The 25,641-nt window shown below is 65.9% G+C and carries 26 protein-coding genes and 1 tRNA gene; 18 read left to right on the plus strand and 9 right to left on the minus strand.

All coding sequences use genetic code 11. The annotated features are described in order from the left end of the window. Positions 1 to 184 precede the first annotated feature (184 nt). A complete protein-coding gene (locus IE187_RS05975; RefSeq protein WP_189675441.1) occupies positions 185 to 1,159 on the plus strand; it encodes a lysylphosphatidylglycerol synthase domain-containing protein in 975 nt (324 codons plus the stop codon). Between the two features lie 61 nt (positions 1,160 to 1,220). Further along, positions 1,221 to 1,751 (plus strand): hypothetical protein, encoded by a 531-nt coding sequence (locus tag IE187_RS05980; RefSeq protein ID WP_189675442.1) that lies wholly within the window; start codon positions 1,221 to 1,223, stop codon positions 1,749 to 1,751. Here IE187_RS05980 and IE187_RS05985 read toward each other — a convergent pair. Continuing rightward, complete coding sequence (locus tag IE187_RS05985) at positions 1,735 to 2,121, minus strand: winged helix-turn-helix domain-containing protein (RefSeq protein WP_189675443.1); 387 nt, start codon at positions 2,119 to 2,121, stop codon at positions 1,735 to 1,737. The genes IE187_RS05980 and IE187_RS05985 overlap by 17 nt on opposite strands. A 115-nt stretch (positions 2,122 to 2,236) precedes the next feature. On the opposite strand from IE187_RS05985, the gene IE187_RS05990 reads away from it, so the two are divergent. Continuing rightward, positions 2,237 to 4,288: an NAD(+) synthase gene (locus IE187_RS05990; protein ID WP_189675444.1), complete on the plus strand. Its 2,052-nt coding sequence runs from the start codon at positions 2,237 to 2,239 to the stop codon at positions 4,286 to 4,288. A gap of 12 nt (positions 4,289 to 4,300) precedes the next feature. On the opposite strand, the gene IE187_RS05995 is transcribed toward IE187_RS05990, so the two are convergent. From IE187_RS05995 to IE187_RS06010, 4 genes are all read right to left on the minus strand, one after another. Next, positions 4,301 to 4,741, minus strand: a complete 441-nt coding sequence (locus IE187_RS05995) for a response regulator (RefSeq protein ID WP_189675445.1) — start codon at positions 4,739 to 4,741, stop codon at positions 4,301 to 4,303. After that, positions 4,738 to 5,850 (minus strand): PAS domain-containing protein, encoded by a 1,113-nt coding sequence (locus tag IE187_RS06000; RefSeq protein ID WP_229839240.1) that lies wholly within the window; start codon positions 5,848 to 5,850, stop codon positions 4,738 to 4,740. Before IE187_RS06000 ends, IE187_RS05995 begins: the two co-directional genes overlap by 4 nt. Before the next feature lie 143 nt (positions 5,851 to 5,993). After that, complete coding sequence (locus IE187_RS06005) at positions 5,994 to 6,326, minus strand: DUF6481 family protein (RefSeq protein WP_133189919.1); 333 nt, start codon at positions 6,324 to 6,326, stop codon at positions 5,994 to 5,996. Positions 6,327 to 6,362: 36 nt separating this feature from the next. Then, positions 6,363 to 6,452 (minus strand) — tRNA-Ser (locus IE187_RS06010). A 147-nt stretch (positions 6,453 to 6,599) separates the two neighbouring features. Here IE187_RS06010 and hspQ point away from each other — a divergent pair. Beyond that, positions 6,600 to 6,980 (plus strand): heat shock protein HspQ, encoded by a 381-nt coding sequence (gene hspQ / locus IE187_RS06015; protein ID WP_133189921.1) that lies wholly within the window; start codon positions 6,600 to 6,602, stop codon positions 6,978 to 6,980. Positions 6,981 to 7,099: 119 nt separating this feature from the next. On the opposite strand, the gene IE187_RS06020 is transcribed toward hspQ, so the two are convergent. Both IE187_RS06020 and IE187_RS06025 read right to left on the minus strand, forming a co-directional pair. After that, positions 7,100 to 9,871 (minus strand): TonB-dependent receptor plug domain-containing protein, encoded by a 2,772-nt coding sequence (locus IE187_RS06020; RefSeq protein ID WP_229839241.1) that lies wholly within the window; start codon positions 9,869 to 9,871, stop codon positions 7,100 to 7,102. Positions 9,872 to 9,986: 115 nt separating this feature from the next. Next, complete coding sequence (locus IE187_RS06025) at positions 9,987 to 10,181, minus strand: hypothetical protein (RefSeq protein WP_189675447.1); 195 nt, start codon at positions 10,179 to 10,181, stop codon at positions 9,987 to 9,989. Positions 10,182 to 10,360: 179 nt separating this feature from the next. Here IE187_RS06025 and rplU point away from each other — a divergent pair, with 179 nt between their 5' ends. The 3 genes from rplU to IE187_RS06040 all read left to right on the plus strand — a co-directional run bounded on the left by rplU (position 10,361) and on the right by IE187_RS06040 (position 11,728). After that, positions 10,361 to 10,723 carry a 50S ribosomal protein L21 gene (gene rplU, locus IE187_RS06030; RefSeq protein ID WP_133189923.1) on the plus strand — a complete coding sequence of 121 codons (363 nt, stop codon included), beginning with the start codon at positions 10,361 to 10,363 and terminating at the stop codon, positions 10,721 to 10,723. Positions 10,724 to 10,736: 13 nt separating this feature from the next. After that, positions 10,737 to 11,009, plus strand: coding sequence for a 50S ribosomal protein L27 (gene rpmA / locus IE187_RS06035; RefSeq protein ID WP_133189925.1), 273 nt, complete (start codon positions 10,737 to 10,739; stop codon positions 11,007 to 11,009). 167 nt (positions 11,010 to 11,176) lie between these two features. After that, positions 11,177 to 11,728 (plus strand): GNAT family N-acetyltransferase, encoded by a 552-nt coding sequence (locus tag IE187_RS06040; protein WP_189675448.1) that lies wholly within the window; start codon positions 11,177 to 11,179, stop codon positions 11,726 to 11,728. A 117-nt stretch (positions 11,729 to 11,845) separates the two neighbouring features. Here IE187_RS06040 and IE187_RS06045 read toward each other — a convergent pair whose 3' ends face one another. Next, a complete protein-coding gene (locus IE187_RS06045) occupies positions 11,846 to 12,706 on the minus strand; it encodes a metal-dependent hydrolase (RefSeq protein WP_189675449.1) in 861 nt (286 codons plus the stop codon). A 54-nt stretch (positions 12,707 to 12,760) separates the two neighbouring features. Here IE187_RS06045 and IE187_RS06050 point away from each other — a divergent pair, with 54 nt between their 5' ends. The 10 genes from IE187_RS06050 to lptG all read left to right on the plus strand — a co-directional run bounded on the left by IE187_RS06050 (position 12,761) and on the right by lptG (position 23,086). Further along, a complete protein-coding gene (locus tag IE187_RS06050) occupies positions 12,761 to 13,357 on the plus strand; it encodes a TetR/AcrR family transcriptional regulator (RefSeq protein ID WP_133189927.1) in 597 nt (198 codons plus the stop codon). A 28-nt stretch (positions 13,358 to 13,385) separates the two neighbouring features. Continuing rightward, complete coding sequence (gene obgE / locus IE187_RS06055; protein WP_133189938.1) at positions 13,386 to 14,426, plus strand: GTPase ObgE; 1,041 nt, start codon at positions 13,386 to 13,388, stop codon at positions 14,424 to 14,426. A 30-nt stretch (positions 14,427 to 14,456) separates the two neighbouring features. Then, a complete protein-coding gene (locus IE187_RS06060; protein WP_189675450.1) occupies positions 14,457 to 15,014 on the plus strand; it encodes a Uma2 family endonuclease in 558 nt (185 codons plus the stop codon). Positions 15,015 to 15,057: 43 nt separating this feature from the next. Continuing rightward, entirely contained in the window at positions 15,058 to 16,176 is a 1,119-nt protein-coding gene (gene proB, locus IE187_RS06065; protein WP_189675451.1) for a glutamate 5-kinase, read from the plus strand. Positions 16,177 to 16,207: 31 nt separating this feature from the next. Further along, positions 16,208 to 17,116 (plus strand): NAD-dependent epimerase/dehydratase family protein, encoded by a 909-nt coding sequence (locus IE187_RS06070; protein WP_189675452.1) that lies wholly within the window; start codon positions 16,208 to 16,210, stop codon positions 17,114 to 17,116. A 61-nt stretch (positions 17,117 to 17,177) separates the two neighbouring features. Beyond that, complete coding sequence (locus IE187_RS06075; protein WP_189675453.1) at positions 17,178 to 17,420, plus strand: acyl carrier protein; 243 nt, start codon at positions 17,178 to 17,180, stop codon at positions 17,418 to 17,420. A 4-nt stretch (positions 17,421 to 17,424) separates the two neighbouring features. Next, on the plus strand, positions 17,425 to 18,687 hold the full coding sequence (gene spt, locus IE187_RS06080; protein ID WP_189675454.1) for a serine palmitoyltransferase: 1,263 nt from the start codon (positions 17,425 to 17,427) through the stop codon (positions 18,685 to 18,687). A 62-nt stretch (positions 18,688 to 18,749) separates the two neighbouring features. Then, complete coding sequence (locus tag IE187_RS06085) at positions 18,750 to 20,702, plus strand: ATP-binding protein (RefSeq protein ID WP_189675455.1); 1,953 nt, start codon at positions 18,750 to 18,752, stop codon at positions 20,700 to 20,702. A gap of 90 nt (positions 20,703 to 20,792) precedes the next feature. After that, positions 20,793 to 21,992: an LPS export ABC transporter permease LptF gene (gene lptF / locus IE187_RS06090; protein ID WP_189675456.1), complete on the plus strand. Its 1,200-nt coding sequence runs from the start codon at positions 20,793 to 20,795 to the stop codon at positions 21,990 to 21,992. Beyond that, positions 21,989 to 23,086, plus strand: coding sequence for an LPS export ABC transporter permease LptG (gene lptG, locus IE187_RS06095; protein WP_189675457.1), 1,098 nt, complete (start codon positions 21,989 to 21,991; stop codon positions 23,084 to 23,086). The genes lptF and lptG overlap by 4 nt, the downstream gene beginning before the upstream one ends. Positions 23,087 to 23,253: 167 nt before the next feature. Here the strand turns inward: lptG and IE187_RS06100 are convergent, their stop codons facing one another. Next, positions 23,254 to 24,351, minus strand: a complete 1,098-nt coding sequence (locus IE187_RS06100; protein WP_189675458.1) for a fatty acid desaturase family protein — start codon at positions 24,349 to 24,351, stop codon at positions 23,254 to 23,256. 126 nt (positions 24,352 to 24,477) lie between these two features. On the opposite strand from IE187_RS06100, the gene IE187_RS06105 reads away from it, so the two are divergent. After that, entirely contained in the window at positions 24,478 to 25,635 is a 1,158-nt protein-coding gene (locus IE187_RS06105) for an N-acetyltransferase (protein ID WP_189675459.1), read from the plus strand. Positions 25,636 to 25,641: the final 6 nt, after the last annotated feature.

Consider the following 25,641-nt stretch of genomic DNA (forward strand, 5'->3'; position numbering starts at 1 on the left):
TTCCCCGGCCAGACTATGCGGGCCCCATAGGGGCCCGCGATCCCGCCGCCCCAAACCCGTCACCCCGGCCCCGTGCCGGGGTCCACCGTGCCGCGCTCGCTCGGCCCGCAGGCCGCGCATCCCGGTGGACCCCGGGACAAGCCCGGGGTGACGAAGGTAGCCCAGCTCAAGTATCGGGCACACGATGAGCCGCTCCGCCCGTATCGGGCTCCTCCTCGCAACGATCGTCGGCCTCGCCGTTGCCGCCGGGACCGTCGGCACCGTCGGGATCGGGCAAGTGCTCGCCGCGATGGCGTCGATCGGCTGGATCGGCATGGCGACGTTCGTGCTCTGGTCGGCGGGCGTGCTCGGCCTGCTCGGCATGGCGTGGCTCGCGGTCGCGACCGACCAGCCGAGCGAGCGGCTGTGGCTGTTCGTCTGGGCGCGCACCACGCGCGAGGCGGCGACCGACATCCTCCCCTTCTCGCAGCTCGGCGGCCTCGTCGTTGGCGCGCGGACGCTGGCTGCGTTCGGAGTGCCGCAGCCGGTCATCTACGCCTCGATGATCGCCGACATGACGACCGAGATGGCGGCACAACTGATCTTTACCCTGGGCGGCGTCGCCGTATTGCTGATGGTGCTGTCGCATGCGCCGGTGCAGCAGGGTCTTGTCCCGCTCGCGCTCGGCGGGGTGGCGGCGATGATCGCGCTGATGCTGCTGTTCGTGTTCGCGCAGAAACCGGTGCTGAAACTCGCCGGCTCGCTCGGTGCACGGATGCTGCCCGGATCGGTCGCGGCGATGGCGGCGGTGCGCGACCAGCTCGACGCGATCTATCGCGAGCCCAAGCGCGTCCTTCTCGCCTTCGCCTTCAACCTCGCGGCGTGGCTGGCGAGCGCCACCGGGGCGTGGATCGCGCTGCAGTTCATGGGCTCGCACGTCCCGCTCTGGGCGGTGCTGATGATCGAAGCGCTGATCTTCACGCTGCGCAGCGTCGCCTTTGCGATCCCCGGCGCGATCGGCGTGCAGGAGGCGGCCTATGTGCTGATCGGCCCGCTTGTCGGCCTGCCGCCCGCGACCGCGCTCGCGCTGTCGCTGCTCAAGCGCGCGCGCGACGTGATCATCGCGGTGCCGGCGCTGCTCGCCTGGCAGGTCGGCGAGGCGCGGCGCGTCGTCTCGTGAATTGCCCGCCTTGGCGCGCCGCCGTATAGCCAGGGCGATCCTCCGGCCAAGGCGACCCTCGATGCGTTCCCTGTTCCTGCTGCTCGCCCCCATCCTCGCCCCGGTCCTCGTCGCCGCGCAGGCGGCGCCGATGGAGCACGCGCCCGAGACCTGCCCGACCCCCGCCGCGCCGCTCCCCGCCGATCTCGCGGCTTGGAAGACCGGCCCGAGCCTCGCCGCCGCGACCGACCGCAATACGCTCGCCCGCACGCGGCTGACGGTCGGCCGTCGCACCGAGTTGATGCTCGCGCCGAAGGATTCGGTCCGCTACCCGTTCACGCCGTCCAAGCCCGGCGAGCCGGCCAGCCTCGGCGGCATGGCGAGTTTTTCGATCGCGCGGACCGGCACCTACCGCGTGATCCTCGGCACTCCGGCATGGATCGACGTGGTCAAGGGCCGCAAGGCGCAGACCTCGACCGCCCACGCACACGGCGTGGCGTGCAGCGGCATCGCCAAGATGGTCGACTTCAAACTCGCGCCCGGTCGCTACGTGCTCCAGATCGCCGGCAGCAAGGCCGCCGCCGCGCCAGTGCTGATCATCCGTCGTCCCTGACCGGCGGTAGCGGCGCCGCGCGCAGCAAAGCGTCGAGCTCGGCCATAGCGCCGCTCCCCGCCGATTCGGCCAGCGCCGCCTCCAACGTGCGGTAAGCGGCGAGCACCGCTACGCCCGTCGGCGTGAGCGAAGCGCCCCGCCCCGCCCCGCCGCCGGCGACGGTCTCGACCAGCCGCTCGACGAAACACCGGTTCATGCTGTCGACGAGCAGCCAACTGCGCCGATAGCTCATCCCCATCGCGCGCCCCGCGCCCGAGATCGACCCCTCGCGCGCGATCGCGTCGAGCAGATCGGCCTTGCCCGGCCCCATCGCGAGCTCGTCGCCGCAATAGAGCTGCGCCTTGATCTTGAGGCGGCCGATCCGGCTCATCGCGCCAGTCCGACGCGCGCGCGTACGCGGATCTGCATTGTCGAACCTCCTGGTGATGGCCAACCGACCGTGCAGGGTGTCGCTTTCAAAAGCAAAGCCCGTTAAGCGCTTGTGGATGGCGAAGGCGCACCCGTTCCATTCGATCCACAGCCACGGGCTGATCCGCGTCGGCGCGGCGACCCCGCGCGCGACCGTCGGCGATTGCGCCGCCAATGCGGCGGCGACGATCGCGCTCGCCGAGCAGGGCCATGCGCAAAGCGCCGACCTGCTCGTCTTCCCCGAGCTCAACCTCACCTCCTACGCGATCGACGATCTGCATTTGCAGACCGCGCAGCAGCGCGCGACCGAGGCGGCCATCGCCGCGGTGGCGGAGGCGACCACCAAGCTGCGCCCGGTTCTCGTGCTCGGCGCGGCGCTGGTGCGCAACGGCCGGCTCTACAATTGCGCAGTGGTGATGGCGCGCGGGCGGATCCTCGGCGTGGTGCCCAAGACCTTCCTGCCCAATTACCGCGAATATTATGAGAAGCGCTGGTTCGCGAGCGGCTCCGGCCTGCCGGTCAGCGACATCACGCTCGCCGGGCAGACCGTCCCATTCGGCACCGACCTGCTCTTCGCCGCCGACGATCTCGCCGACTTCGTGCTCCATGCCGAAATCTGCGAGGATTATTGGGCGCCGACCCCACCCTCGACGATGGGGGCGCTCGCCGGCGCGCTGATCTGCTGCAACCTGTCCGCATCGAACATCGTCGTCGGCAAGGCGCGCGAACGCGCGATGCTGTGCGCCTCGCAATCCGCGCGCGCGGTATGTGCTTATGTCTTTTCCGCCGCCGGATCGGGCGAGAGCACGACCGACCTCGCCTGGGACGGCCAGGGCATGGTCCACGAACTCGGCGAGCTGCTCGCCGAATCGACCCGCTTCGGGCGCGAATCGGAGCTGGTGCTCGCCGATGTCGATGTCGGGCGAATCGCGCAGGAGCGGATGCGCGTCGGTACCTTCAACGATTCGGCGCGGCTCGCGGGCGACCCCGAGACGCGCTTCCGCCGCATCGGCTTCACGCACCAGCCCGATTTCGGCGACATCGGCCTGCTCCGCGACCAGCGCCGCTTCCCGTTCGTGCCCAACACGCCCGAGAAGCTCGACGAGGATTGCTACGAGGCGTTCAACATCCAGGTCGAGGGCATTCTCAAGCGTTTCGAGGCGGCGAGGGCCGAACGCCTCGTCATCGGCGTGTCGGGCGGGCTCGATTCGACGCATGCGCTGATCGTCGCGGCGAAGGCGATGGACCGGCTCGGCCGCCCGCGCGACCATATCCTCGGTTTCACCATGCCCGGCTTCGCCACCAGCGACGGCACCAAGGAAAACGCCTGGGCGCTGATGCGCGCACTCGGCGTGAGCGGCGCCGAAATCGACATCCGCCCCGCCGCACGCCAGATGCTCGGCGATATGGGCCACCCGTTCGCGGATGGCGAACCGACCTATGACGTGACCTTCGAGAACGTCCAGGCTGGCCTGCGCACCGACTACCTCTTCCGCCTCGCCAACCAGCGCGGCGGGCTCGTAGTCGGCACCGGCGACCTGTCAGAGTTGGCGCTCGGCTGGTGCACCTACGGCGTCGGCGACCAGATGAGCCACTACGCGGTCAATGCCGGCGTGCCCAAGACGCTGATCCAGTTCCTGATCCGCTGGTGCATCCGCACGAATCAGTATGACGGCGCGACCGACGCGATCCTCGAGGCGATCCTCGCCACCGAAATTTCGCCCGAACTGGTCCCCGCCGGCGCCGATGGCGCGATCCAGAGCACCGAGGCGCGAATCGGGCCCTATGCGCTCAACGATTTCTTTCTGCACCACGTCGTGCGCCACGGCATGGCGCCGTCGAAGATCGCATTCCTCGCGCTCCACGCCTGGCGCGATGCGAACGCGGGCCGCTGGCCGCGCGATTTCCCGGCGGCGGGGCGAGTCGCCTACGACCTCCCGACGATCGCCGGCTGGCTCGAGAAATTCCTCCACCGCTTCTTCGCGACGAGCCAGTTCAAGCGCTCGGCGATTCCAAACGGCCCCAAGGTCTCGTCGGGCGGCGCGCTCAGTCCGCGTGGCGACTGGCGCGCGCCGTCGGACGGTACCGCGCGGGTGTGGCTCGAGGAACTGGCGCGCGGGCTGCCGTAACGGCGTCGGCGCTCAGCCCCAGCGTGTCTTGAGATGCGGCGAGGCGACGAGGCTCGCCGGACGCGGGATCGACGGTGGTGGATCAAACGCCCCGTCCGCCAGATACTTGATCGCGTTGACGACACCGGCATGCGAAAACGGCTTGGCGATCACACCGTGCGCGCCCGAGAAATCCGCCGGGATCTTCGAAACGTTCGCGGTCACGAAGATGATCAGCGTATCCGGCCAATGCTGGCGGATATAGCTGCACACCTCGAAGCCGGTCGAATTGTGCGCCAGATGGAGATCGACGAATGCGAGCTGCGGATTGAGATCGTCGGGCAGCGCCTGAACGTCCTGCAGGCTGGCGGCCTCGGCGAGGACGCGATGCCCGCTATCCTCGATCATCGCCTCGATATCCATCGCCAGGAGCATCTCGTCCTCGACGACCAGCACGTCCATGGTCCGCGTCATGATCGCATCTCGGTCTTGGGGAAGGTGATCGTCACGCACGTGCCGGGCTTGGCGTCGCGCCACGTCGCCTCGGCATTTGCCTGCCGCGCGAGACGCGTGATCAGCGACGTGCCGATGCTCCGGCTCCGCTGGCTCGAGGGCATGCCAGGACCGTCGTCACAGATCTTGATGATCCCGTGATCCTCCTCGCCCTCGACCAGCAGGCTCAAACTCCCCGACCGGCCATCGGCGAACGCATGCTTGACGGCGTTGGTGAGGATCTCGTTGAGGATCAGGCCGAGCGCCGAGGCGTTCGCCGCATCGACGAACAGCGGTTGCGCCTTGATATCCAGATCGATGTCGCCCCGGCCGCTCGACCCGACCACGTCGGAAATCAGATTTTCCGCAAAGCTGCCGATATCGAACCGCGCGATATCCGACGATTGATAGAGCTGGCGATGCACCACCGCCAACGCATCGACGCGCTCGAGCATCGAATCGAGCTTGGCTGCGATCGACGGATCGTCGATCGTGCGGACTTGCAGGCGCAGCAGCGAGCCGATCATCGTCAGATTGTTTTTGACGCGATGATCGACCTCGTGGAGCAACAACGTCTTTGCCTCGAGCGCGGCGCGCAGATCGGCGGTGCGGCGCTCGACTTCGCGCTCGACCAGCAGTTTCTGGTCGTTGATGATATTCTGCGCCTCGACGCGCTCGGTCACGTCGAACTGCGAGGCGAAGAAGAAGCGCACGACGCCATCGGCATCGCGGACGGGCGACAGATACAGCGCGTTCCAGAAGGTCGTGCCGTCCTTGCGATAGTTCAGCAAGTCGACGTCGACGGCGTGCCCGTCGCGGACCGCCTCGCGGATTTCCGCGATCTTGGCAGGATCGGTGTCGGGCCCCTGGAGGAATCGGCAATTGCGACCGATGATTTCTTCGCGATCATAGCCCGTCAGGCGCTGAAACGCGACGTTGCAGAAAACGATCGGATTGTCGGGCTGTGCGGGGTCGGTGATGACCATCGGCATGCGCGTCGCGCGAACCGCAGCGGCGAACGGATCGCCGCGGCCGTGTTCATACTCGAGCACGTCGGTAAGATGCCAGTCGTCGCGTTGTCTCAAGATCACCTCCGGCGTCTAGCCGGCTGGCTGCGCGCGGAATGTAACGTCAGTTAATAAAAAGCGTTCCTCACCAGCGCACTGGCGCACACGCTATCGCGACATGCGGATCACGTCGAACGGGGAGACGCCCCCCCGTTCGCGCCGGACGCTTACTTGCGGCTTTTCCGCGCGGCGTAACGCGCGTCGCGTGCCGCCTTCTTGTCGATCTCGGCCTGGATCGCGGCCTGTTCGGCATCCTTGATCGCCTGCTCGGCGGCGGCGGCTTTGGCGAGCTTGTCGAGCCGGGCCTGTTCGAGCGCGGCCTTTTTCTCTTCGCGCTTCTTGGCTTCGGCCTCTTCCTTCGCTTCACGCGCGGCGGCGCGGGCAGCGACGACGGCGGGATCGACCGGCGGCTTGGCCTTCAACTTCTCGAGGGCGCGCTGCTTGGCGTCGGCCGAGAGGGCGGCGCGGTCTTTGAAGGAAGGTTCTTTGTAGGATGCCATGTGGCGGGCTTTAGCCTTGTCTTGCAGATAAGGAAATGGCGGAGAGGGTGGGATTCGAACCCACGGTACCCGTGAGGGCACGCCGCATTTCGAGTGCGGTACATTCGACCACTCTGCCACCTCTCCGCGAGGTCATATGATGCCGTCTGTGGGGGAGACCCACGAAGCGGCACCGGTCGGTGAGCGGGGGCCACTAACGCAGTCGATCGGGGAGCGCAAGGCTTTGCCGCAGCATTCTCTTGTGCAGCGCGGAACAGGGCCTAAGTTAGACCCATGCACCGCACCCCGATTACCTCCCCGCCCTTCTCCGCCGAAATTCCGCTGGCGCCGATCAGCCACGCACGCTTCGCGATCGGCGACGTCGTGCGCCACCGCATGTTCGATTTCCGCGGCGTGGTGTTCGACGTCGACCCGGTCTTCGCCAACAGCGACGAATGGTACGACGCGATCCCGGAGAACATCCGCCCGCGCAAGGACCAGCCCTTCTACCATTTGCTCGCCGAGAACATGGAGTCGAGTTACGTAGCCTATGTCAGCCAGCAGAATCTGGTGCCCGACGATCTCGACGAGCCGGTCGATCATCCGGCGATCTCGGGGCTGTTCGGCGAGTATGAGGACGGCAAATATCCGCTGCGGCGCGAACACCGCCACTGATTCGCGCCTGCGCGTGGCGAGGAGAAAGGGGCGGTGGATCGTGCGATCCGCCGCCCCTTTTCGTTGGTCGTGTCCCAACCCAGGCCCGGGAGCATCGCTGCCCCCGGATCATGCTATCCTCAATATTTGACGCGCAGGCGGGCGTAGTAGAACCCGCCGTTCATGCCGAACGGTCCGCCCGAGCGTGGATAGACCTGGCCGTCGTTCAGCCCGCCCGAAAGCGCATAGATCGGGTTGACCGGCGATGCCTTGATCTTGTCGGGGAAGGTGTTGAACACATTGTTCGCGCCCAACGTCAACGTGAAGTGCTCGGCAAAGGTGTAGCTGACGTCGAGGTCGAACAACGCCTTCCCCCCGAAGATCTGCGACGCCGGTGCCGTCGTTGCGCCGGCGGCCGGTGCGACGAGGTTGTACTCGAGCGCGTTCGACCATTCGCCGAAATAATTGGCGCGCGCGTTGATCGAGAAGTCGTCGACCTGCCACCCGGCCGAGGCGGTAATGCGGTGGCGCGGCGCGAGGTTGGCGATGTTATATTGCTGCTGCAAGCTGACCAGCGGCTGTCCGGTGGTCGTCAGCTTGATGTTCTTCGCCTTCAAATTGTTGTAGCTATAGGCCAGCGTGAAGTTGATCGGCCCGCCCAGTAGCTTGGTGCGATAGTTCGCCACCGCCTCGATCCCCTTTGACGAGACGTCGAAGCCGTTGGTGAAATAGTTCACCACACCGCCGAGACCGACCGACGCGAGCGCCGGCAGCGCCGTGATGTTCGCCGGGGTCACCGTGAAGTTCTGCGAGATGCCGATGCGGTTTTTGATCTGGATGATGTAGCCGTCGACCGTCAGCGAGAGCGCGCTGGTCGGCTTCAGTACGATACCCGCCCCATAATTGGTCGACCGCTCTGGTTTGAGCAGCCCCGCGCCGTAGAATTGCGCGATCGCGCTCGACGTTGGATAGGTCCCGGTCTGCACCTGATTGCCGCCGAGGAAGTTCGTCGTCACGACCTGCGTGTTGTTCTGGCCCGGCGAAGGCGCGTGGAAGCCGTTGCCGACCGTTGCGCGCAGCGACACCGCGTCGGTTACGCGGAATAGCGCATTCGCCTTGCCCACCAAGACGCCGCCGAAGGTGTTGTAGTTTTCGTACCGGCCCGCAAAGCCGACCGTCAGCGCCTTGGTGATGTCGGTTTCGGCACCGACGTAGAACGCATAGCTTTTCTGGGTCGACACGCCCGCAAAGTTCGGGCTGGTGCCGCCATAGCCGCTGGCGGCCGGCGACTGGGTCGCGGTGACAGGCTGGACGGCGCCGTTGAGCAGGACCGGCACGCCGGCTGCATCGCGCACGATGGTGCGCTGGTACACGCCCGGCGCGACCAGGTCATAGAGTGGCTGCGACGCAAAGGGCCCTGCACCATAGGATTGCAGGTCACCGGTCGTCTTTTCATACCGCTCGCGGCGATACTCCGAACCGGCCGAAAGCACGATCGGGCTGTCGAAGCCGACTTCGAGCGGATAGGTGAAATCGGCGTTCAGCGTGATTTCGCTTTGGATCAGCTTGCCGAACTGAAAGCTCGTCTGGCTCTGCGGGCCGTAGGATGCCGACAGCGAGTTGTTCATCGACAGGTCGAGCGAGTTGCGGCTCAACGTCCCCGACAGGTCGTAGGTGAAGCCGCTGCCGGTCTTGCCCTTGAAGCCCAGCGTCCCATAGATTTGATCGACCTTACCGATGAAGCGCGGCGTAAAGCCACCCGGATAGAGGCTCGCGAAACTGTAGGTCGCGCCGTTGTTCAGCGGGAATTGCGTCGACGCCGAATTGACAAAGCCACCCGTCGGGCAGGTCGCATTGCCTGCAGGGCAGGCCGTCGTGAAGATCGGGTTGAACGATCCGTTGCGGCTCAATGTCACCGTTGAGTTGGCCGTGCCATCGTTGCGAACGAACCCGCCGTTCGTCTGCGACGGGCGATAGTTGAAGCTCTGGTTGGTCTCGCTATGCGCCAGGTTTCCGGTGAAATAGATTTGGCTCTGCGCGCCCACGTCGAGCGCCGCATTGGCGAACAGCTTGTAGCCATGGCCCGGCGAGGTTCCCCAGATCTGCGCCGGGTTCGGCACGGTGAGCGCGGGGTTGTTCGCCTGGATGGTGATCGCGCTGGCGCGCGTAACGCCGCGGCTGGTCTGGCCCTGGTCGTAATATTCGCCCGCAAGGCTGACGAAGCCACGTTCGCCGAGCTTCAGCCCACCATATCCCGAAAAGATCTTGCTTTCGCCGTCGCCGCGATAGGTCTGTCCGTAAAGCGCCTGCGCCTCGAGGCCGACGTCCTTGCGTATCGAATAGTTGAGCACCCCCGCCAACGCGTCGGCGCCGTATTGCGCGGTCGCGCCGTCGCGCAGCACTTGCAAATTGCCGATCGCGATCGCGGGAATGTTGCCGATGTCGGAGCCTTGCGACCCGAACGACAGCGCCGTGTCGGCACCGGTATAGACGTTGACGAGCGCCGAGCGATTGTACCGCTTGCCGTTGATCATGACCAGGATCTGGTCCGCCCCCAGGCCGCGCAGCGACGGCGCACGCACGAAGGTCGATGCGTCAGAGATGGTGTTCTGCGGGACGAAGAAGGACGGAACGAGGTTCCGGACGGCGTCGAGCATGTTCACTGCCGGCTGCTGAGCCAGCTCGGCTGAGCTGATCACATCGATCGGCGATGCCGAATCGGTGACCGATCGATCGGTCCGGCGCGTGCCGATGACGACGATGTCGCTCGGCGCTTCCTGCGCAACGGCGGCTCCCGCTGCGGTGGTCAGCGCCTGTGCCGGCGCCTCGGGCGCCGTGGCGGGTGCCGCGAACGCAGGTGATGCGCTCAGACCGGCAGCAAGTGCCAGCAACGAAATGGACTGTCTGAACATCACGGCTATTCCCCCTGTTTTGATAGATTTCACCTGAACCTACACCGTATCGTGCGCCGCCCGGATCGGACGCGCGCAGTCCCCCCTGCCGTTCAACCCGGCATTTACAGAAATGCTATTCGACTTCAGACATGCGCTTCTTCAGCGAACACAGAGACTTCTGCGCCGCAGCCTGCACTTTGGAAACCATGCGCTGCTGGAGACTCTCCGGCACTCGTGCTGCGCCGGATTCGTCTTCGCCTCGTCTGTTCCGAATCGGATTGCGCCACAGGTCGTTTAGCGATGCAACATAAACTTCACGATCGGGCATCCACTCATCCAAAATAGGGCGATTTCGGCCCTACTATTGCGTTTGAGCAACGCTTTTGCAGCGCATCGCCCGCACCTCGGCGGTTGACAGCGAGCTCGCTCTCGCATAGCTGGCGCTTCTTTCCCGCGCTCGGCTTGCCGTTGCGTGGAGCACAGGTATTTTTGAAGGTGATGAGGGCCATGTTCGCAATCGTGCGCACAGGCGGCAAGCAGTATCGCGTTGCCGCCGGAGACAAGATCGTCGTCGAGAAGCTCGACGGCGAAGCTGGGGCGTCGATTACGCTCGGTGACATTCTGCTCGCGGGCGAAGGCTCGGAGATGGCATCGCTCGAGGGCCTGACGGTCACCGCAGAGATCATCGCGCAGGCGAAGGCCGACAAGGTCATCGTTTTCAAGAAGCGTCGTCGCCACAACTATCGTCGCAAGAACGGCCATCGTCAGCGTCACACGATCCTGCGCATCACCGCGATCGGCGACCATAAGGCAGCCGACAAGAAGTCCACCGAAGCAGCGGCGCCCGAAGCGTCGGCCGCTCAGGCGTAAGGAGTAATTCCAGATGGCACATAAGAAAGCAGGCGGCTCTTCGCGCAACGGTCGCGATTCGGCAGGCCGTCGCCTTGGCGTCAAGAAGTTCGGTGGCGAAGCCGTCATTCCGGGCAACATTCTCGTGCGTCAGCGCGGCACCAAATTCTACCCGGGCGTCAATGTCGGCATCGGCAAGGATCACACCCTGTTCGCGCTGACCGAAGGTCGCGTGACCTTCCACCAGGGCAAGCTCGGTCGCAAATTCTGCTCGGTAGAGATGCCGGCAGCGATTGCCGCTGAATAACATCGGGTAACCGGACGGGTTGCCCACCAGGGCGACCCGGGACCGCGCAAGCGGACCGAACAAGGGAGACGGGTCGCCCCGGCTCCCTTTTTTCATGCTCCCTCCCCACCCATTGTCCTTCGTTCGTCATGCAAGACGGGCAAAGGGCGGCGACGAGGAGAGTATCGATGTTTGCTCGGACCCCGAGACTGACGCTGCGGCCCGGCTGGCCGGAGGACGCGGCTGCGCTGACGCAGGCGATCGCGCATTACGACGTGGCCTGCATGCTGTCGCGACTGCCCTGGCCCTACACCAAGGCCGATGCCGAGGCGTGGCTCACGCGCGCGCCGGGTGCGGATGAGGTCAATTGCCTGATCTTCAGCCACGAGCACGCCTATCCCGAACTGGTCGGTGCGATATCGATCCTCCAGCGCGACCCCGGCGGCGCACACGAGCTCGGCTATTGGCTGACGCCGAGCGCGCGCGGGCGTGGCTATGCGACCGAGGCGGGCAAGGCGATGCTCGGAATCGCCCGGTATGCGATGGGTCTCGACCGGCTGCGCGCCAACCACTTCATCGACAATCCCGCATCGGGGAAAGTTCTAGCCAAGCTCGGCTTCCGGCCGACTGGAGAGGCGATGCTGCACAGCATCGCGCGCGGCGCCGAGGCACCATGCGCGACGCTCGAGCTCGATCTGGCCGAAGAGGCGCACGGCGCAGTCTTCAGCCTGGCGGCCTGAGGCTGCGTCGCCCCGGCCTCGTGCCGGCCGTCATGCGAGGTGCGCGGTGTCAACGGTGAGCGCGACACCGCAGCCTCGCATGACGCCGGATCGATCCCGACACGACGGGGCGAGGGGTCAGGCCGCGACCGCCACGCGCGGCAGAACCGCATCGGCATAATCGCTCTCTGCGAGTGCGATCAGCTTGCGGTCATCGTGGTTCCATGGGTGGAAGCCCGGTAGGAAGAAGGCGACCCACGCGCCGAGGATCTTTCGCGCCATCCCCGGCTTGCCGAGCGCGTACCACACGATCCCGCAATGCGCGCGTACACCCGTGATCCCGTCCTGCCGCAGCAGCTCAAGCATCCCCTTATAGCGTCCAGCGAAGAACTTCTGCGTCGTGCCGATCATCACCAGCGCCTTGATCTTCCAGCGCATCCAGCGACTCCAGTCGCGCGTCGCATGGAGCCAGGTGTCGTAGGCGACACCCTTATGCTCGATCTCCTCGGCGGCGTGCCAGCGCCACAGCGCCGCCGCCTGCTCGTCACCGCCTGCCAGGTGGCGCGGATCGGCGATCAGTTCGTGCGCCAGCATCGCGGTAAAATGTTCGAGCGCCATCGTCGCGGCGAGGCTCGCGATCGGCGGACGCCCCTTGGTCAGCGCGAGCGCCTGGTCGATATGCTGTTCGAGCAGCTTGGTGTCATATCCCTGGTCGGTGACATGGCGATTGAACGCGACATGCTCGCGCGTGTGGATCACTTCCTGCTTGATGAAGGCCTGGATTTCGGCGTGGAGCCGCGGCGGCGTGCCCTCGCGGAAATTGCGGACGCTGTCGACGAAGAACCCCTCGCCCTTCGGAAACGTCACCGACAGCGCATTGTAGAACGCGGTCGCGAACGGATCGTTGTTGAGCCACCAGCGCCGCATCTGGACGCCGCGGCCGAAGCGCAGGTCGCGCGGGGTGATGGTGAGATCGGCGGGACTGGTTGCTTTCGCCACGAAAACCTCCAAACAGCAAGACAACAGGCCTCGAATTAAGCGTTACTTACAACAGTGTCAATAGTCCGCAAACGTCTCAGCCCCGAAGAATCGCGCGAGGCCGCGATCGAGGCCGCCCGCGCCCTGCTCGTCGAACAAGGTCCGCAGGCCGTCACGCTCAAGGCCGTCGCTGCGCGAATCGGGCGGACGCATGCCAATTTGCTCCATCATTTCGGTTCGGCGGCGGATCTGCAGAAGGCGTTGATCACCCATCTCGCCGATACGATCACCGCGCAGATCGGCGCGGCGGCCAAGCGCGCGCGCGCGGGCGAGCAGGATCCGCGCGTCGTCGTCGACATGACCTTCGACGCCTTTGCGCAAGGCGCGGGCGCGATGGCGAGCTGGATGATCCTGACCGGCAACGAGGATGCGCTCGACCCGATCCTCGAGGCGATCCACCGGCTGGTCGACGATCTCGCCGCCGATCCCGACATGGTGGGGGGCAAGCCGATCCATGAGGAAACGCTGCAACTCGTGCTGATGGCGCTGGGTGATTCGCTGCTCGGCGGGCCGATGGCGAAGGCGCTCGGCCTGCCGCTCGGCAAAGCGCGCGAGCTCGCGCTCGAACAGCTGATATCGGCGCGCGTGGCGCTTCCCGCAGCGACTGGCTAAAAATCGTATCTTCGGCTAAGGGCCGCCGATGCATTTTCTAGACCAAGCAAAGATCTTCGTCCGGTCGGGCGCGGGTGGCCAGGGCGCCGTCAGCTTCCGCCGCGAAAAGTTCATGGAATATGGCGGCCCCGACGGCGGCAACGGCGGCAAGGGCGGCGACATCATTTTCGAGGCCGTGCCCGGTCTCAACACGCTGATCGACTTCCGCTACACGCAGCATTTCCGCGCCCCGCGCGGGCATGGCGGCTCGGGCTCGAACCGCACCGGCGCTGGCGGCGATGATCTGCTCATCCGCGTTCCGGTCGGCACCCAAGTGCTGTCCGAGGACAAGGAGGAAGTCCTCGCCGACTTCACCGTGCCGGGCGAGCGCGTCGTCTTCCTGCGCGGCGGTGACGGCGGGCGCGGCAACGCGACCTACAAGACCTCGACCAACCGCGCGCCGCGCCAGCACGGCACCGGCTGGCCATACGAGGAAATGTGGATCTGGCTGCGGCTGAAGCTGCTCGCCGATGCGGGTCTCGTCGGGCTGCCCAATGCCGGCAAATCGACCTTCATCAACGCGGTGACCAATGCGCAGGCCAAGGTCGGCGCCTACCCCTTCACCACCGTGCGCCCGCAGCTGGGCGTGGTGAGCCGCCACAATCGCGAATTCGTGATCGCCGACATTCCCGGCCTGATCGAAGGCGCCGCCGATGGCGCTGGGATCGGCGACCGTTTCCTCGGGCATATCGAGCGCTGCAAGGTGCTGCTCCATCTGGTCGATGCGACCGAGGACGATCCTGTGGGTAACTACCGGATCGTCCGTGGAGAACTCGACGCCTACGGCGCGGGGCTTGTGGATAAGCCGCAAGTCATCGGGCTCAACAAGATCGACGCCTTGGATCCCGCCGAGGTCAAGAAGCTCGTCACCAAGTTGAAGCGCGCGAGCAAGGCCGACGTCCTGCCGATGTCGGGCGCAGGCGGCACGGGGATCGAAGCGGTGGTCGAGCGGCTGATCGAGGAAATCGGTCCGCCCGAGGGCGCACCGGCGCGCGATGATGATTCGCCGGGGGAATGGTCGCCGGTTTGAGACCGGTAGCGGGTATGATATCAGCAGGGCATGGCTACGCGTCCTGTCTATCCGCTGCTGACCGCCGAGCAATTCCTTGAAATCGACTTCGGCGATCTCAAGGCGGAACTCGACAATGGCGTGATTCGGATGTTGGCGGGCGGGACGCAGCGCCACGCCCGCGTGCAGAGCAATCTCATCGTAGCGCTCGCCCCACGTCTTCGCGGGACGGGCTGCGCCGCCTATGGACCCGACATGGCGACCAGAACGCGCGACATGTCGATCCGCTATCCCGATGTCAGTGTGTTTTGCGGGCGCGAAAGCGCTGAGCATGACGCCGACACGTCCGCGCCCGACCCACGAATCCTCTTTGAAATTCTATCTGACGGCACGGCCCGAACGGACCTGGGAATCAAACTCGCCGAATATCGGGCGCTGCCGAGTGTGGATACGATTGTCTTTGTCGACGTCGCGATCGAGCGCTTGCGCGTGATCCAACGTACCGGTCCTAACGGGTGGAACGACACCACGCATAGCCTTCCGCTCGATCTCCCCCTCCCCGCACTTAGTCTCACGATCCCGCACGACGAGATCTTCGCGCGCGACTGAACGCGGTTGGCGCACGCCGCACTGCGCGCTAACGCTCATCGCAATGTCCGTCTTCGCCCCCACCGCTTGCCCGCGCCTGATCGTCAAGGTCGGCTCGTCGCTGCTCGTCGCGCCCGATGGCACGGTGCGGCGCGGCTGGCTGGCGAGCCTCGTCGCCGATATCGCCGCGCGCGCGCGCGCTGGTCAGGAGATCGCAGTGGTCTCCTCGGGCGCGATTGCGCTTGGTGCGCGGCGCCTGCAGCTCCCCAAGGGCGGGCGCGCGAGCCTGGAGGACGCGCAGGCCGCCGCCGCGACCGGGCAGATCGCCCTTTCGCAAGTCTGGGCCGAACTGCTCGGCGCCGAGGGGCTGACCGCGGCGCAGATGCTCGTGACGCTCGACGATCTCGAGGACCGACGGCGCTATCTCAATGCCTCGGCAACGCTTGGACGGCTGATGACGCTCGGAGTCGTGCCGGTGATCAACGAGAATGACAGCGTCGCCACCGCCGAGATTCGCTTCGGCGACAACGACCGTCTCGCCGCACGCGTCGCACAAGCCGCAGGCGCGCACGGCGTGATCCTGCTGTCGGACATCGACGGGCTCTACGATGCCAACCCCAACACCAACCCGCACGCGACGCTGATCCCGCGCGTCGAGCGAATCGACGCGCGAATCGAGGCGATGGCCGATGGCGGATCGGGCTCGGGCATGGGCTCTGGCGGGATGGTCTCGAAGATCGCAGCAGCGCGAATCGCGACCGCAGCGGGCGCGCATCTCGCAATCGTGTCGGGGCATGTCGACCATCCGCTCGCCGCGTACGACACGAGCGGGCGCGGCACGGTGTTCGTCGCCGAGAAAACCGCACCGGCGCGGAAAGCCTGGCTCGCGGGCGGGCTGACCGCCAAGGGCGATATCACGATCGATGCCGGCGCCGCGGCCGCGCTGCTCGGCGGCAAGAGTTTGCTCGCGGCAGGCGCGACATCGGTTTCGGGCGGCTTCGCACGCGGCGATCTGGTCGCGGTGATCGGCCCCGACGGCCGCACGCTCGCCCGCGGGTTGAGCGAGTATGACATGGCCGACGCAATCGCGATCACCGGCAAGCGCAGTAGCGATCATGCCGCGATCCTCGGCTACGCGCCGCGCGCCGCGTTGATCCATCGCAACCACATGGCGGTGCTGTGACGCGCTCCGTCCTGCTGAAGGAATTCAATTCATGAGCGTCCTCGCCCTCACCGGCGGCACCGGCTTCGTCGGATCGCATGCGATCACGCTGGCGCTCGCCGCGGGACACGACGTCCGCGCCCTCACCCGCCGCCCGCAGCCGCCGCGCGCAGGCGTGACCTGGATCGAAGGCGCGCTCGACACGCAGGATGCGCTCGATCGCCTCGTGATGGGCGCGGACGCGGTCGTCCACATCGCGGGCGTGGTCAACGCACCCGACCGCGCCGGCTTTGCCGCGGGCAATATCGCGGGCACGCAAGCGATGATCGACGCCGCGACTCGCGCTGGCGTCCAGCGCTTCGTCCACGTCTCCTCGGTCGCCGGACGCGAGCCGTTGCTGTCGAATTACGGCTGGTCGAAAGCCGAATCCGAACGCGTCCTCGCCGCGTCGGGGCTCGACTGGGTCGTCGTCCGTCCCCCGGCGATCTACGGCCCCGGCGACATGGAGATGCGCGACCTGTTCCGCATGGCATCACGCGGCATCGCCTTGCTGCCACCGGGCGGGCGTGCGTCGATCATCGCCGCCGATGACATCGCCGATCTGCTGATCGTCCTCGCCACGAACGCAACGCCGCGGCTGATCCTCGAACCCGACGACGGCCGCCCCGATGGGTGGAGCCATGCCGAGATGGTCCGGGCGATGGGCGTCGCGGCCGGACAACACCGCGTGCTGCCGATCGCGCTCCCCAAGGCGATCCTGACGCTCGGCGCGAAACTCGATGGCGCGTTTCGCGGCACGGGTGCCAAGCTCACCGCCGACCGCGTCGGCTATCTTTCGCATCCCGACTGGGTCGCCGACCCCGCCAAACGCCCCGACCCCGCCCTATGGCATCCCAAGGTGGCTACGGCTGCGGGGTTTGCCGAGACGGTGGCGTGGTATCGCGCCAACGGCTTGCTATAGGCTTGCTGCAAAACTGCCGCATTTGTGCGGCAACGACGATGAGAGTTATCAAGGACCGACCATGAGCGACCGCCAGGCCATTTACGATACCGTCACCGCACAGATCGAACCCTTCAACAAAAAGGGCGTCACGCTGAACGATGCGACGACTTTTCAGGGCGATCTCGAATGGGACAGCCTGACCGTGATGGATTTCGTCGCCGCGATCGAGGACGAATTCGACATCATCATCACGATGAACATGCAGGCCGAGATCGAGACCGTCGGCCAGCTGGTCGACGCCGTTGCCAAGTTGAAGGGGTGATTCGATGACCGATGCCGGCCTTGTCGCAGAGAAGCTGCCCGTCGATCCCGTCGAGGTCGCGCCGGAACGCGACCTGATGTCGAAATTCGACGCGCTGATCGCCGAACGCCAGGCGCTGATCGACACCGGCGTCACCGATCCGTTCGCGATCGTGATGGAACAGGTCAAGTCGCCGACCGAAGCGGTGATCGCCGGCCGCGACACGATCCTGCTCGGCACCTACAATTATATGGGCATGACCTTCGATGCCGATGTGATCCAGGCGGGCAAGGACGCGCTCGACCAGTACGGATCGGGCACCAACGGCAGCCGGATGCTCAACGGCACCTTCCGCGACCATATCGAAGTCGAGGACGCGCTGCGCGATTTCTACGACGTGTCGGGCGCGATCGTCTTCTCGACGGGCTATATGGCCAATCTCGGGATGATCTCGACGCTCGTCGGCAAGGGCGAATACGTCATCCTCGACGCCGATAGCCACGCCTCGATCTATGACGGCTGCAAGCAGGGCAATGCCGAGATCGTCCGCTTCCGCCACAACGACGTCAACGATCTCGACAAGCGCCTCGGGCGCTTGCCCAAGGACGCCGGCAAGCTCGTCATCCTCGAGGGCGTCTATTCGATGCTCGGCGACATCGCACCGCTCAAGGAAATGGTCGCCGTCGCCAAGAAGCGCAATGCGATGGTGCTGAGCGACGAGGCGCATTCGATGGGCTTTTACGGCCCCAACGGGCGCGGCGTGTACGAAGAGCTCGGCTGCGAGGGCGATGTCGATTTCATCATCGGCACCTTCTCCAAATCGGTCGGCACCGTCGGCGGCTTCTGCGTGTCGAACCACCCCAAGTTCGAGGCGATCCGCCTCGCGTGCCGCCCCTATATCTTCACGGCATCGCTCCCGCCTTCGGTCGTCGCGACCGCGGCCACCTCGATCCGCAAATTGAAGCATGCGCACAAGAAGCGCGCGCAGCTGTGGGAGAATGCCCGCTCGCTGCATGCCGGGCTGAAAGCGCTCGGCTTCAAGCTTGGCACCGAAACCTCCGACAGTGCGATCATTGCGATCATCCTCGATGACCAGGAGCGCGCCGTCGCGATGTGGCAAGCGCTGCTCGACGGCGGGCTTTACGTCAACATGGCGCGCCCGCCCGCGACTCCGGCAGGCACCTTCCTGCTGCGCTGCTCGCTCTGCGCCGAGCATACGCCCGCGCAGATCGCGATCGTGCTCAAGATGTTCGAGGCTGCGGGCCGAAGCCTTGGCGTGATCGGCTGAACCCCCGCCCAGACCGCCGCTCGGGCCTATTCACCAGTTTTGCCATAGGTTAGACTGATCCGATGAGCGGGACAGTGGGCGAAGCGAGCGACGAGGATACGTCGCGGTCGATCTGGCGCACCATCACGCTGGTCGTGGTGGCCGCGCTGGGCGTGTTCGTGCTCGTCGCGCTGATCCTGACGCTCGGCGACGCCAATCGCCAGCGCGACCGTGCGCTCAAGCTGCAAACGCACAGCTACGAGGTGATGATCCTTTCGGCGAACCTGTCAGGAACGATCGCGCGCGCCGAGGCGTCGCTCGGGCGTTATGTCATCAGCGCCGATACCAATCTCGGCCAGACCTATTCGGCCGACTGGCAATTGGCCGGCCAGCAACTCGCGCGGCTCGCCCGGATCACGCGCGACAATGCCGAGCAGCAAGCGCTGATCATCCCGTTGCGTCGCGCTTTCGACGCGCGCGGCGCCGAGCTGTCGACGATCGCGCTCAATACTTTCTACAAGCGCAACGGCCAGGCGATCCCGCTCTATTACAAGGCCCGCCAGTCGGCCTCGCTGAGCCAGATCGACGACCTGCTCGACAAGATCGGCGCGCAGGAGCGCGCGTTGCTCGCCGACCGCACAGGGGATGCGATGCGCTCGGTCGCCCGCTCGAGCGGCCTTGCCAGCACGCTGTCGGTGCTCGGCATCCTGCTGCTCGTCGGAGCGGTCGCGCTCGGCTGGCTGACCGTCACCGCGCTCGGCCAAAGCGCGGTCGCACGCGCCGAGGCCGATGCCGAACGCGACCGCGCGATCGAGCTCGAGGCCGCGGTCGAGCGCGCCTCGGCGGTGCTGCTCGCGCAGGAAAGCAAGCTGCGCCAAGTCCAGAAGATGGAAGCCGTCGGCCAGCTTACCGGCGGCATCGCGCATGATTTCAACAATATGCTGGCGGTCGTGCTGGGCGGGCTGGAGCTCGCCAAGCGCCAGCTCGGGGCTGAGTCGAGCGCTGCGCACCGTCATATCGATAACGCCACCGAAGGGGCCAATCGCGCCGCGGCGCTCACGCGCCAATTGCTCGCTTTCTCGCGCGAAGAGGCGCTGCGCACCGAACCGATCGAGCCAGTCGCGCTCGTGCTCGGCATGTCGGACTTGCTCGACCGTACGCTCGGTGACGGCGTTTCGGTCGCGGTCGACGCCGCGCAGGATGCGGCGTGGCTGGTACGCTCTGATCGCCACCAGCTTGAAAACGCCGTTCTCAACCTCGCAGTCAACGCACGCGATGCGATGAACGGGCGCGGCAAGCTGACGATCACTGCCGCCGGGGTCACGCTTGCCGAAGGTGCGGTCGGGACGTGCCATGCCGGCGACTATGTCGCGCTGAGCGTCGCCGACAGCGGCTGCGGCATGAGCGCCGATCTGCTCGAGCGCGTGTTCGAGCCGTTCTTCACCACCAAGCCGGCGGGCAAAGGCACCGGGCTCGGCCTCAGCCAGGTGTTCGCCTTCGTCCGCCAGGCCGACGGCCAAGTAGGGATCGAATCGGTCGTCGACCAGGGGAGCATCGTGACGATGTACCTGCCGCGCTACCGCGAAGGATCGGCGGTCGCGCCGCGGGTCGAGACCGCGCCCGATACAATGATCGAGCATCTAGCCCTCGACATTCTGGTGGTCGAGGACGATCCGCGCGTGCTCGCCGCGACGATGGGCGCGCTCGAGGAACTTGGCCATCGCCCGATCGCTTGCGACGATCCGCTCGCCGCGCCGGGGATGCTGGCACAGGCCGCGCATGTCGACTTGCTTGTGTCCGATGTTTTGATGCCGGGGCAGACCGGCCCCGAAATGGTGGCGGCGTTGCTGCCGGCAAACCCCGAGCTCGCGGTGCTGTTCGTCACGGGCTATGCCGGCGAAGCGGGCGGCGAGGCCGAATTCGGCGGGCATCACGTCCTGCGCAAGCCTTTCACGCTGGTCGCGCTCGAACGCGCGGTCGCCGCCGCGATCGCCGCGCGCGCTGCAACGATCCTAGACCGCCTTGCCGCCGCGTGATTTGGTAGCTGACGCGGCGTCTGCGGCTCGATATAGCCGCGCGATGCGGGTGTTCCCCTCCCTCCGGCCAGAAGCCCTTCGCCCCAGCTCATGAAGTCCATCGACCGCTATCTGGTGCGATTGATCGCGGTGCCGCTCTTTGCGACGCTCGTCATCTTCGCGATGCTGCTCGTGCTCGACCGCATGTTGCGGCTGTTCGATTTCGTCGCGACCGAGGGTGGCCCGGTCAGCGTGGTGTGGCGGATGCTCGCCAATCTGCTTCCCGAATATTTCGGGCTCGGCATCCCGGTCGGGCTGCTGCTCGGCACGCTGCTCGCCTTCCGCAAGCTCGCCACCTCGTCCGAGCTCGACGTGATGCGCGCGGTCGGCATGAGCTATCCGCGGATGCTGCGCGTGCCCTATATGTACGCGATCGCGCTCTGTGCCCTCAATTTCGCGATCGTCGGCTTCGTCCAGCCCGATGCGCGCTACAATTACGAGAAGCTGCGCTTCGAGCTGCGCACCGGCGCGCTCGGCGCGTCGATCAAGGTCGGCGAGTTCACGCATTTCGGCAACGACATGACGCTCAGGATCGAAGAGAGCCACGACAATGGCCGCCGCCTGTCGGGCATCTTCCTGCGCAAGGACGACAATAAGGGCGGCTCGATCGCGGTGACCGCCGAGACCGGCCAGTTCTTCGCGACCGACAATCCCGACGAGATCATCTTCCGGCTGACCAACGGCACGCTGGTGCGCACCGAAGCCAAGGTCGCGACGCCGCGCGTGCTGCGCTTCAGCAGCAACGACCTGCCGATCCCGCTGCCCAAGACCGAGAATTTCCGTGTCCGCGGCGGCGAGAATCTCGAGCGCACGCTGCCCGAGCTCGCGCGCATCGGCAGCGACCGCAAGGCCGACAAGGAACTGCGCGACACCAGCCGCGCTGCCTTCCACTTCCGCACCGCCGAAGTGCTATCGATCCTGCTCCTCCCGCTGCTCGCACTCGCGCTCGGCATCCCGCCCAAGCGCTCGACCTCGGCGCTCGGCGTGTTCCTCGCGATCATCATGATCGTCGCCTATCACAAGGTGAACGAATATGCGCAGGCAGTCGGCGGGCTCGGCAAGATCGATCCGGTACTGGCGATCTGGATCCCGTTCACGGTGTTTGCCGGGCTGACGCTGTGGATGTTCTACACGATCGCCTATGTCCCCGGCGGGCAGCCGATCGGTGCGCTCGAACGCGTCTTCTCGAAGCTCGCGAAATCTGTCCGCAAGCTGCTCCCCGGTCGTCGCGATAAGGGCGCCAAGGCATGATCTCGCTCGAACTGTTCCCGTCGCGCACCGTGTCGCTCTACATGGGCAAGATGTTCCTGATCCGCACCTTCGCGGTGCTGGCGATGTTCGTGCTCGTGCTCCAGGCGCTCGACCTGCTGAGCGAGAGCGGCCACATCCTGGCCTATGCCGGCAATGGCCAGGCCGAGATCACGCGTTATCTCACGCTGCGCATCCCCGAGATCATCGCGACCTTCCTGCCCTTCTCGGTGCTGCTCGGCACGATCATCACGCTGTCGACGCTCAACCAGAACAGCGAAGTCATCGCGCTGAAAGCATCCGGACTGTCGGCGCACCAGATCCTCGCGCCGTTGCTCGTCGCGAGCCTCGGCGTCGCGATCATTTCGTTCAGCTTCAACGACCGCATCGTCAGCCGCGCGACCGCGACGCTCAACCAGTGGCAGAAGGTAGATTACGGCCCGATGCCGATCGACCGCGGCGACCGCGCCAATGTCTGGGTGCGTGACGGCGACGATCTGATCCAGGTCGAACAAGTCCGCGGGCATGGCGATGCCGCCAAACTCGGCGGGATCACGCTGTTCGACCGCGAGGGCGGCAGCCTCGTCGCGGTCGTCTCGGCCAAGACCGGCGTGCGCGTGTCGGGTGGCTGGAAGGTCGGTCCTGCGACGCGCTTCGACGTGGCGAGCGGCAAGCTGACCCGGCTCGCCTCGGTCGTGATCGGCCGCGACGTACGGCCCGATCAGTTCACGCTTGCGACGATCGACGCCAACGGGCTGTCGTTCGGCGGGCTCCACGCCGCGATCGCCGATCTGAAGGCCGGCGGACGCCCGACCAAGGCGCTCGAGGGTGCGATGTGGCACAAACTGTCGGGGCCGCTGTCGTCGATGCTGATGCCGCTTCTGGGAGCAGTCGCGGCGTTCGGGCTGGCGCGCTCGGGCAAGCTGTTCGTCCGCGCGGTGATCGGAATGATGCTCGGCTTCTTCTACTTCGTCGCCGATAATTTCGCGCTGGCGATGGGCAATCTCGGCGCGTACCCGCCGTTCCTCGCCGCGTGGGCGCCGTTCCTGCTGTTCCTGATGATCGGCGAAGCGGTGCTGATCCGCACCGAGGAATAGGCGCCGACCGCCATCGGGACAGGCGCGCGACGCCATTGCATCCTAGGGAATAGCAGGTCCCCGGCAAGGTCCGGGTCCGGGCGTGGTGGGCTCGCTCGTGAGCAGTGGACCGGCCCGATACTGGGCCCCGGCATTCGCCGGCGAGTGCGCGAGCCTGAGAGGCGATCCTAGCCGCGGCGTCCCATCGTGCTGCGCACCAGCCGTGAGACCAGCCCCGGCAGCCCCTTATAGCTCGCCTTGTGATACGGCGATTCGGGTGCGAGCGCAGCCGACAGGCGCCGGTGCGCCTCGGCCAGGCCGTGATACGGCACGCCCGGGATGAGATGATGCAGCGCGTGATAGCGCAGACCGACCGGGGCCCACAGCACGGGCAGCAAAGCCGGCGGCGGCACATTGACCGTGTCGAGATATTGCGCCGTGACGGTCATCGTCTCCCCCTCATTCTCCCACAGATGCGCGACGAGCGTGCGCACCTGGTTGAGAACGTAAGTAACCGACAGGATCGCCCCGAAGATCGCCGCCTGACGCAGCGGGAGCACGCCCGTCGCGATCAGCACGATCAGCGTGATCGCCCAAACGCTGCACGCAATCTCGAGCAGCAGCATCTGCCGCGCGACCTCGCCCTCGGGCATGCGGCGGCGGAACGACGGGTTGATCGACAGCGACGAATAGCGCTCGATCAGCGTGCGGCGCAGACCCGGCACGACGAGCGACAATGGGCTCAGCACGCCGAAGCGGACCAGCAACGCGATCGGCGCGAGCAGCGCGGTCAGGATGAACACCGGCAACGTCCACGGCTTCATCAAAGCGAGCGGCAGATATTCGGGATCCTCGACCGTGCCGTAGCGCGTGCGCGCGTGGTGAAGGTTGTGGACGCCCTCATACATGAAGCTCGGCACCAACAGCGGCACGCCCGCGATCAGGTTCCAGCCAAGCCGGAAGCCGGGCACCGATGCGTGCCGCATATGCGTGATTTCGTGGATGAAGCTGCCCGCGCGATACAGGCCGAGAATCGCGACCAACGCCGCAACGAGCCCGAGGCCAAGCGACGGAGTCGTCATCGCGATCGCCAAGCCAGCGTAACCGACTCCCGCCGAAAGCAGGAAGTCGGTCCAATAGATCAGCGGGCGTGGCGCGTTGAGATCGCGCGTCAATTCGGCGACTGTGCGCAACATCGCGCGATCATCGGCAATGCTCGACAGCGCGACGCGCGGAGCAATCGTTGGCGCGGCCGCGCGCTGGTCCAGGGAAATCGAAGCGTTCATGGAGTGTGCCATTGCAAGAAGATAGTGGCTAGACGGTGGCAAAACAGGGGGGAGCTGCGCGATTGCTTGACAGTGAGCGGGCAGACCCGGAAGGGCGTTGACCGATCTTCTCGAGGTGAACCGCTCATGGCCCCTGCCCCGCTAACCATCCGGCCGATCGACAGCAAGGCCGATCGCAAGCGCTTCGTCGACCTGCCGTTTCGGCTCTACGCGAACGACCCCAATTGGGTTCCACCGCTGAAAGGCGAAGCGCTCGGACTGATCACGCCCGAAAAGAACGGCTGGTTCAGCCATGCGATCGCACAGCTCTTCCTCGCCGAGCGCGGCGGCAAGGTCGTCGGGCGAATTTCGGCGCATATCGATACGCTCGCGCTGACGATGGATCCGTCCAAGGGCTTCGGCCCCGGGTGTGGGCAATGGGGGCTGTTCGACGCCGAGGACGCGACGATCGCGGCGGCGCTGATCGCGGCGGCCGAGGGCTGGCTGCGCGACCAGGGCATGACGCGCGCGCTCGGGCCGATCAGCATGTCGATCTGGGAAGAACCGGGACTGCTGGTCGAGGGCTACGATCACCCCCCGACGATCATGATGGGCCATGCCAAGCCCGAATATCGCGGCTGGATCGAGGCGGCGGGGTATCACAAGGTCAAGGAGTTGCTGACCTACGACCTCGACATCACCAAGGACTTCCCGCCGCTGCTCCAGCGGATCATCGCGTCGGGCGAAAAGAACCCGCGAATCCGCATCCGCAACGTCGACAAGACCAAGTTCGAGGAAGAAGCCGCGATCATCCTCGCGATCCTCAACGATGCGTGGGCCGACAATTGGGGGTTCGTGCCCCTCACCCCGCCCGAGATCAAGGATGTCGGCGTCAAGCTGAAGCCGATCGTGTTCAACGATCTCATCCGCATCGCCGAACTCGACGGACGGCCGGTCGCGTTCATGATCGACCTTCCCGATCTCAACGAAGTGATCAAGCCGCTCAGGGGCAATCTGCTCCCCTTCGGCTGGGCCAAAATCCTGCTGTGGCTGCGCAAGCCGAAGGTGCGCACGGTCCGCGTGCCGTTGATGGGGGTGCTCAAGGAGCTCCAATCCTCGCGGCTCGCCAGCCAGCTCGCCTTCATGCTGATCCAGTACATCAAGGATGCCTCGGTCGAACATTACGGCGCGACGCGCGGTGAAATCGGCTGGATCCTCGAGGACAATCAGGGGATGCGCTCGATCGCCGATGCGATCCGGTGCACGATCAACAAGCGCTACTGGATCTTCGAAAAGACGCTGTAGCGCAGG

Origin of the sequence: Sphingomonas glacialis (genome assembly GCF_014653575.1) — a bacterium.
Lineage (GTDB): Bacteria > Pseudomonadota > Alphaproteobacteria > Sphingomonadales > Sphingomonadaceae > Sphingomonas > Sphingomonas glacialis.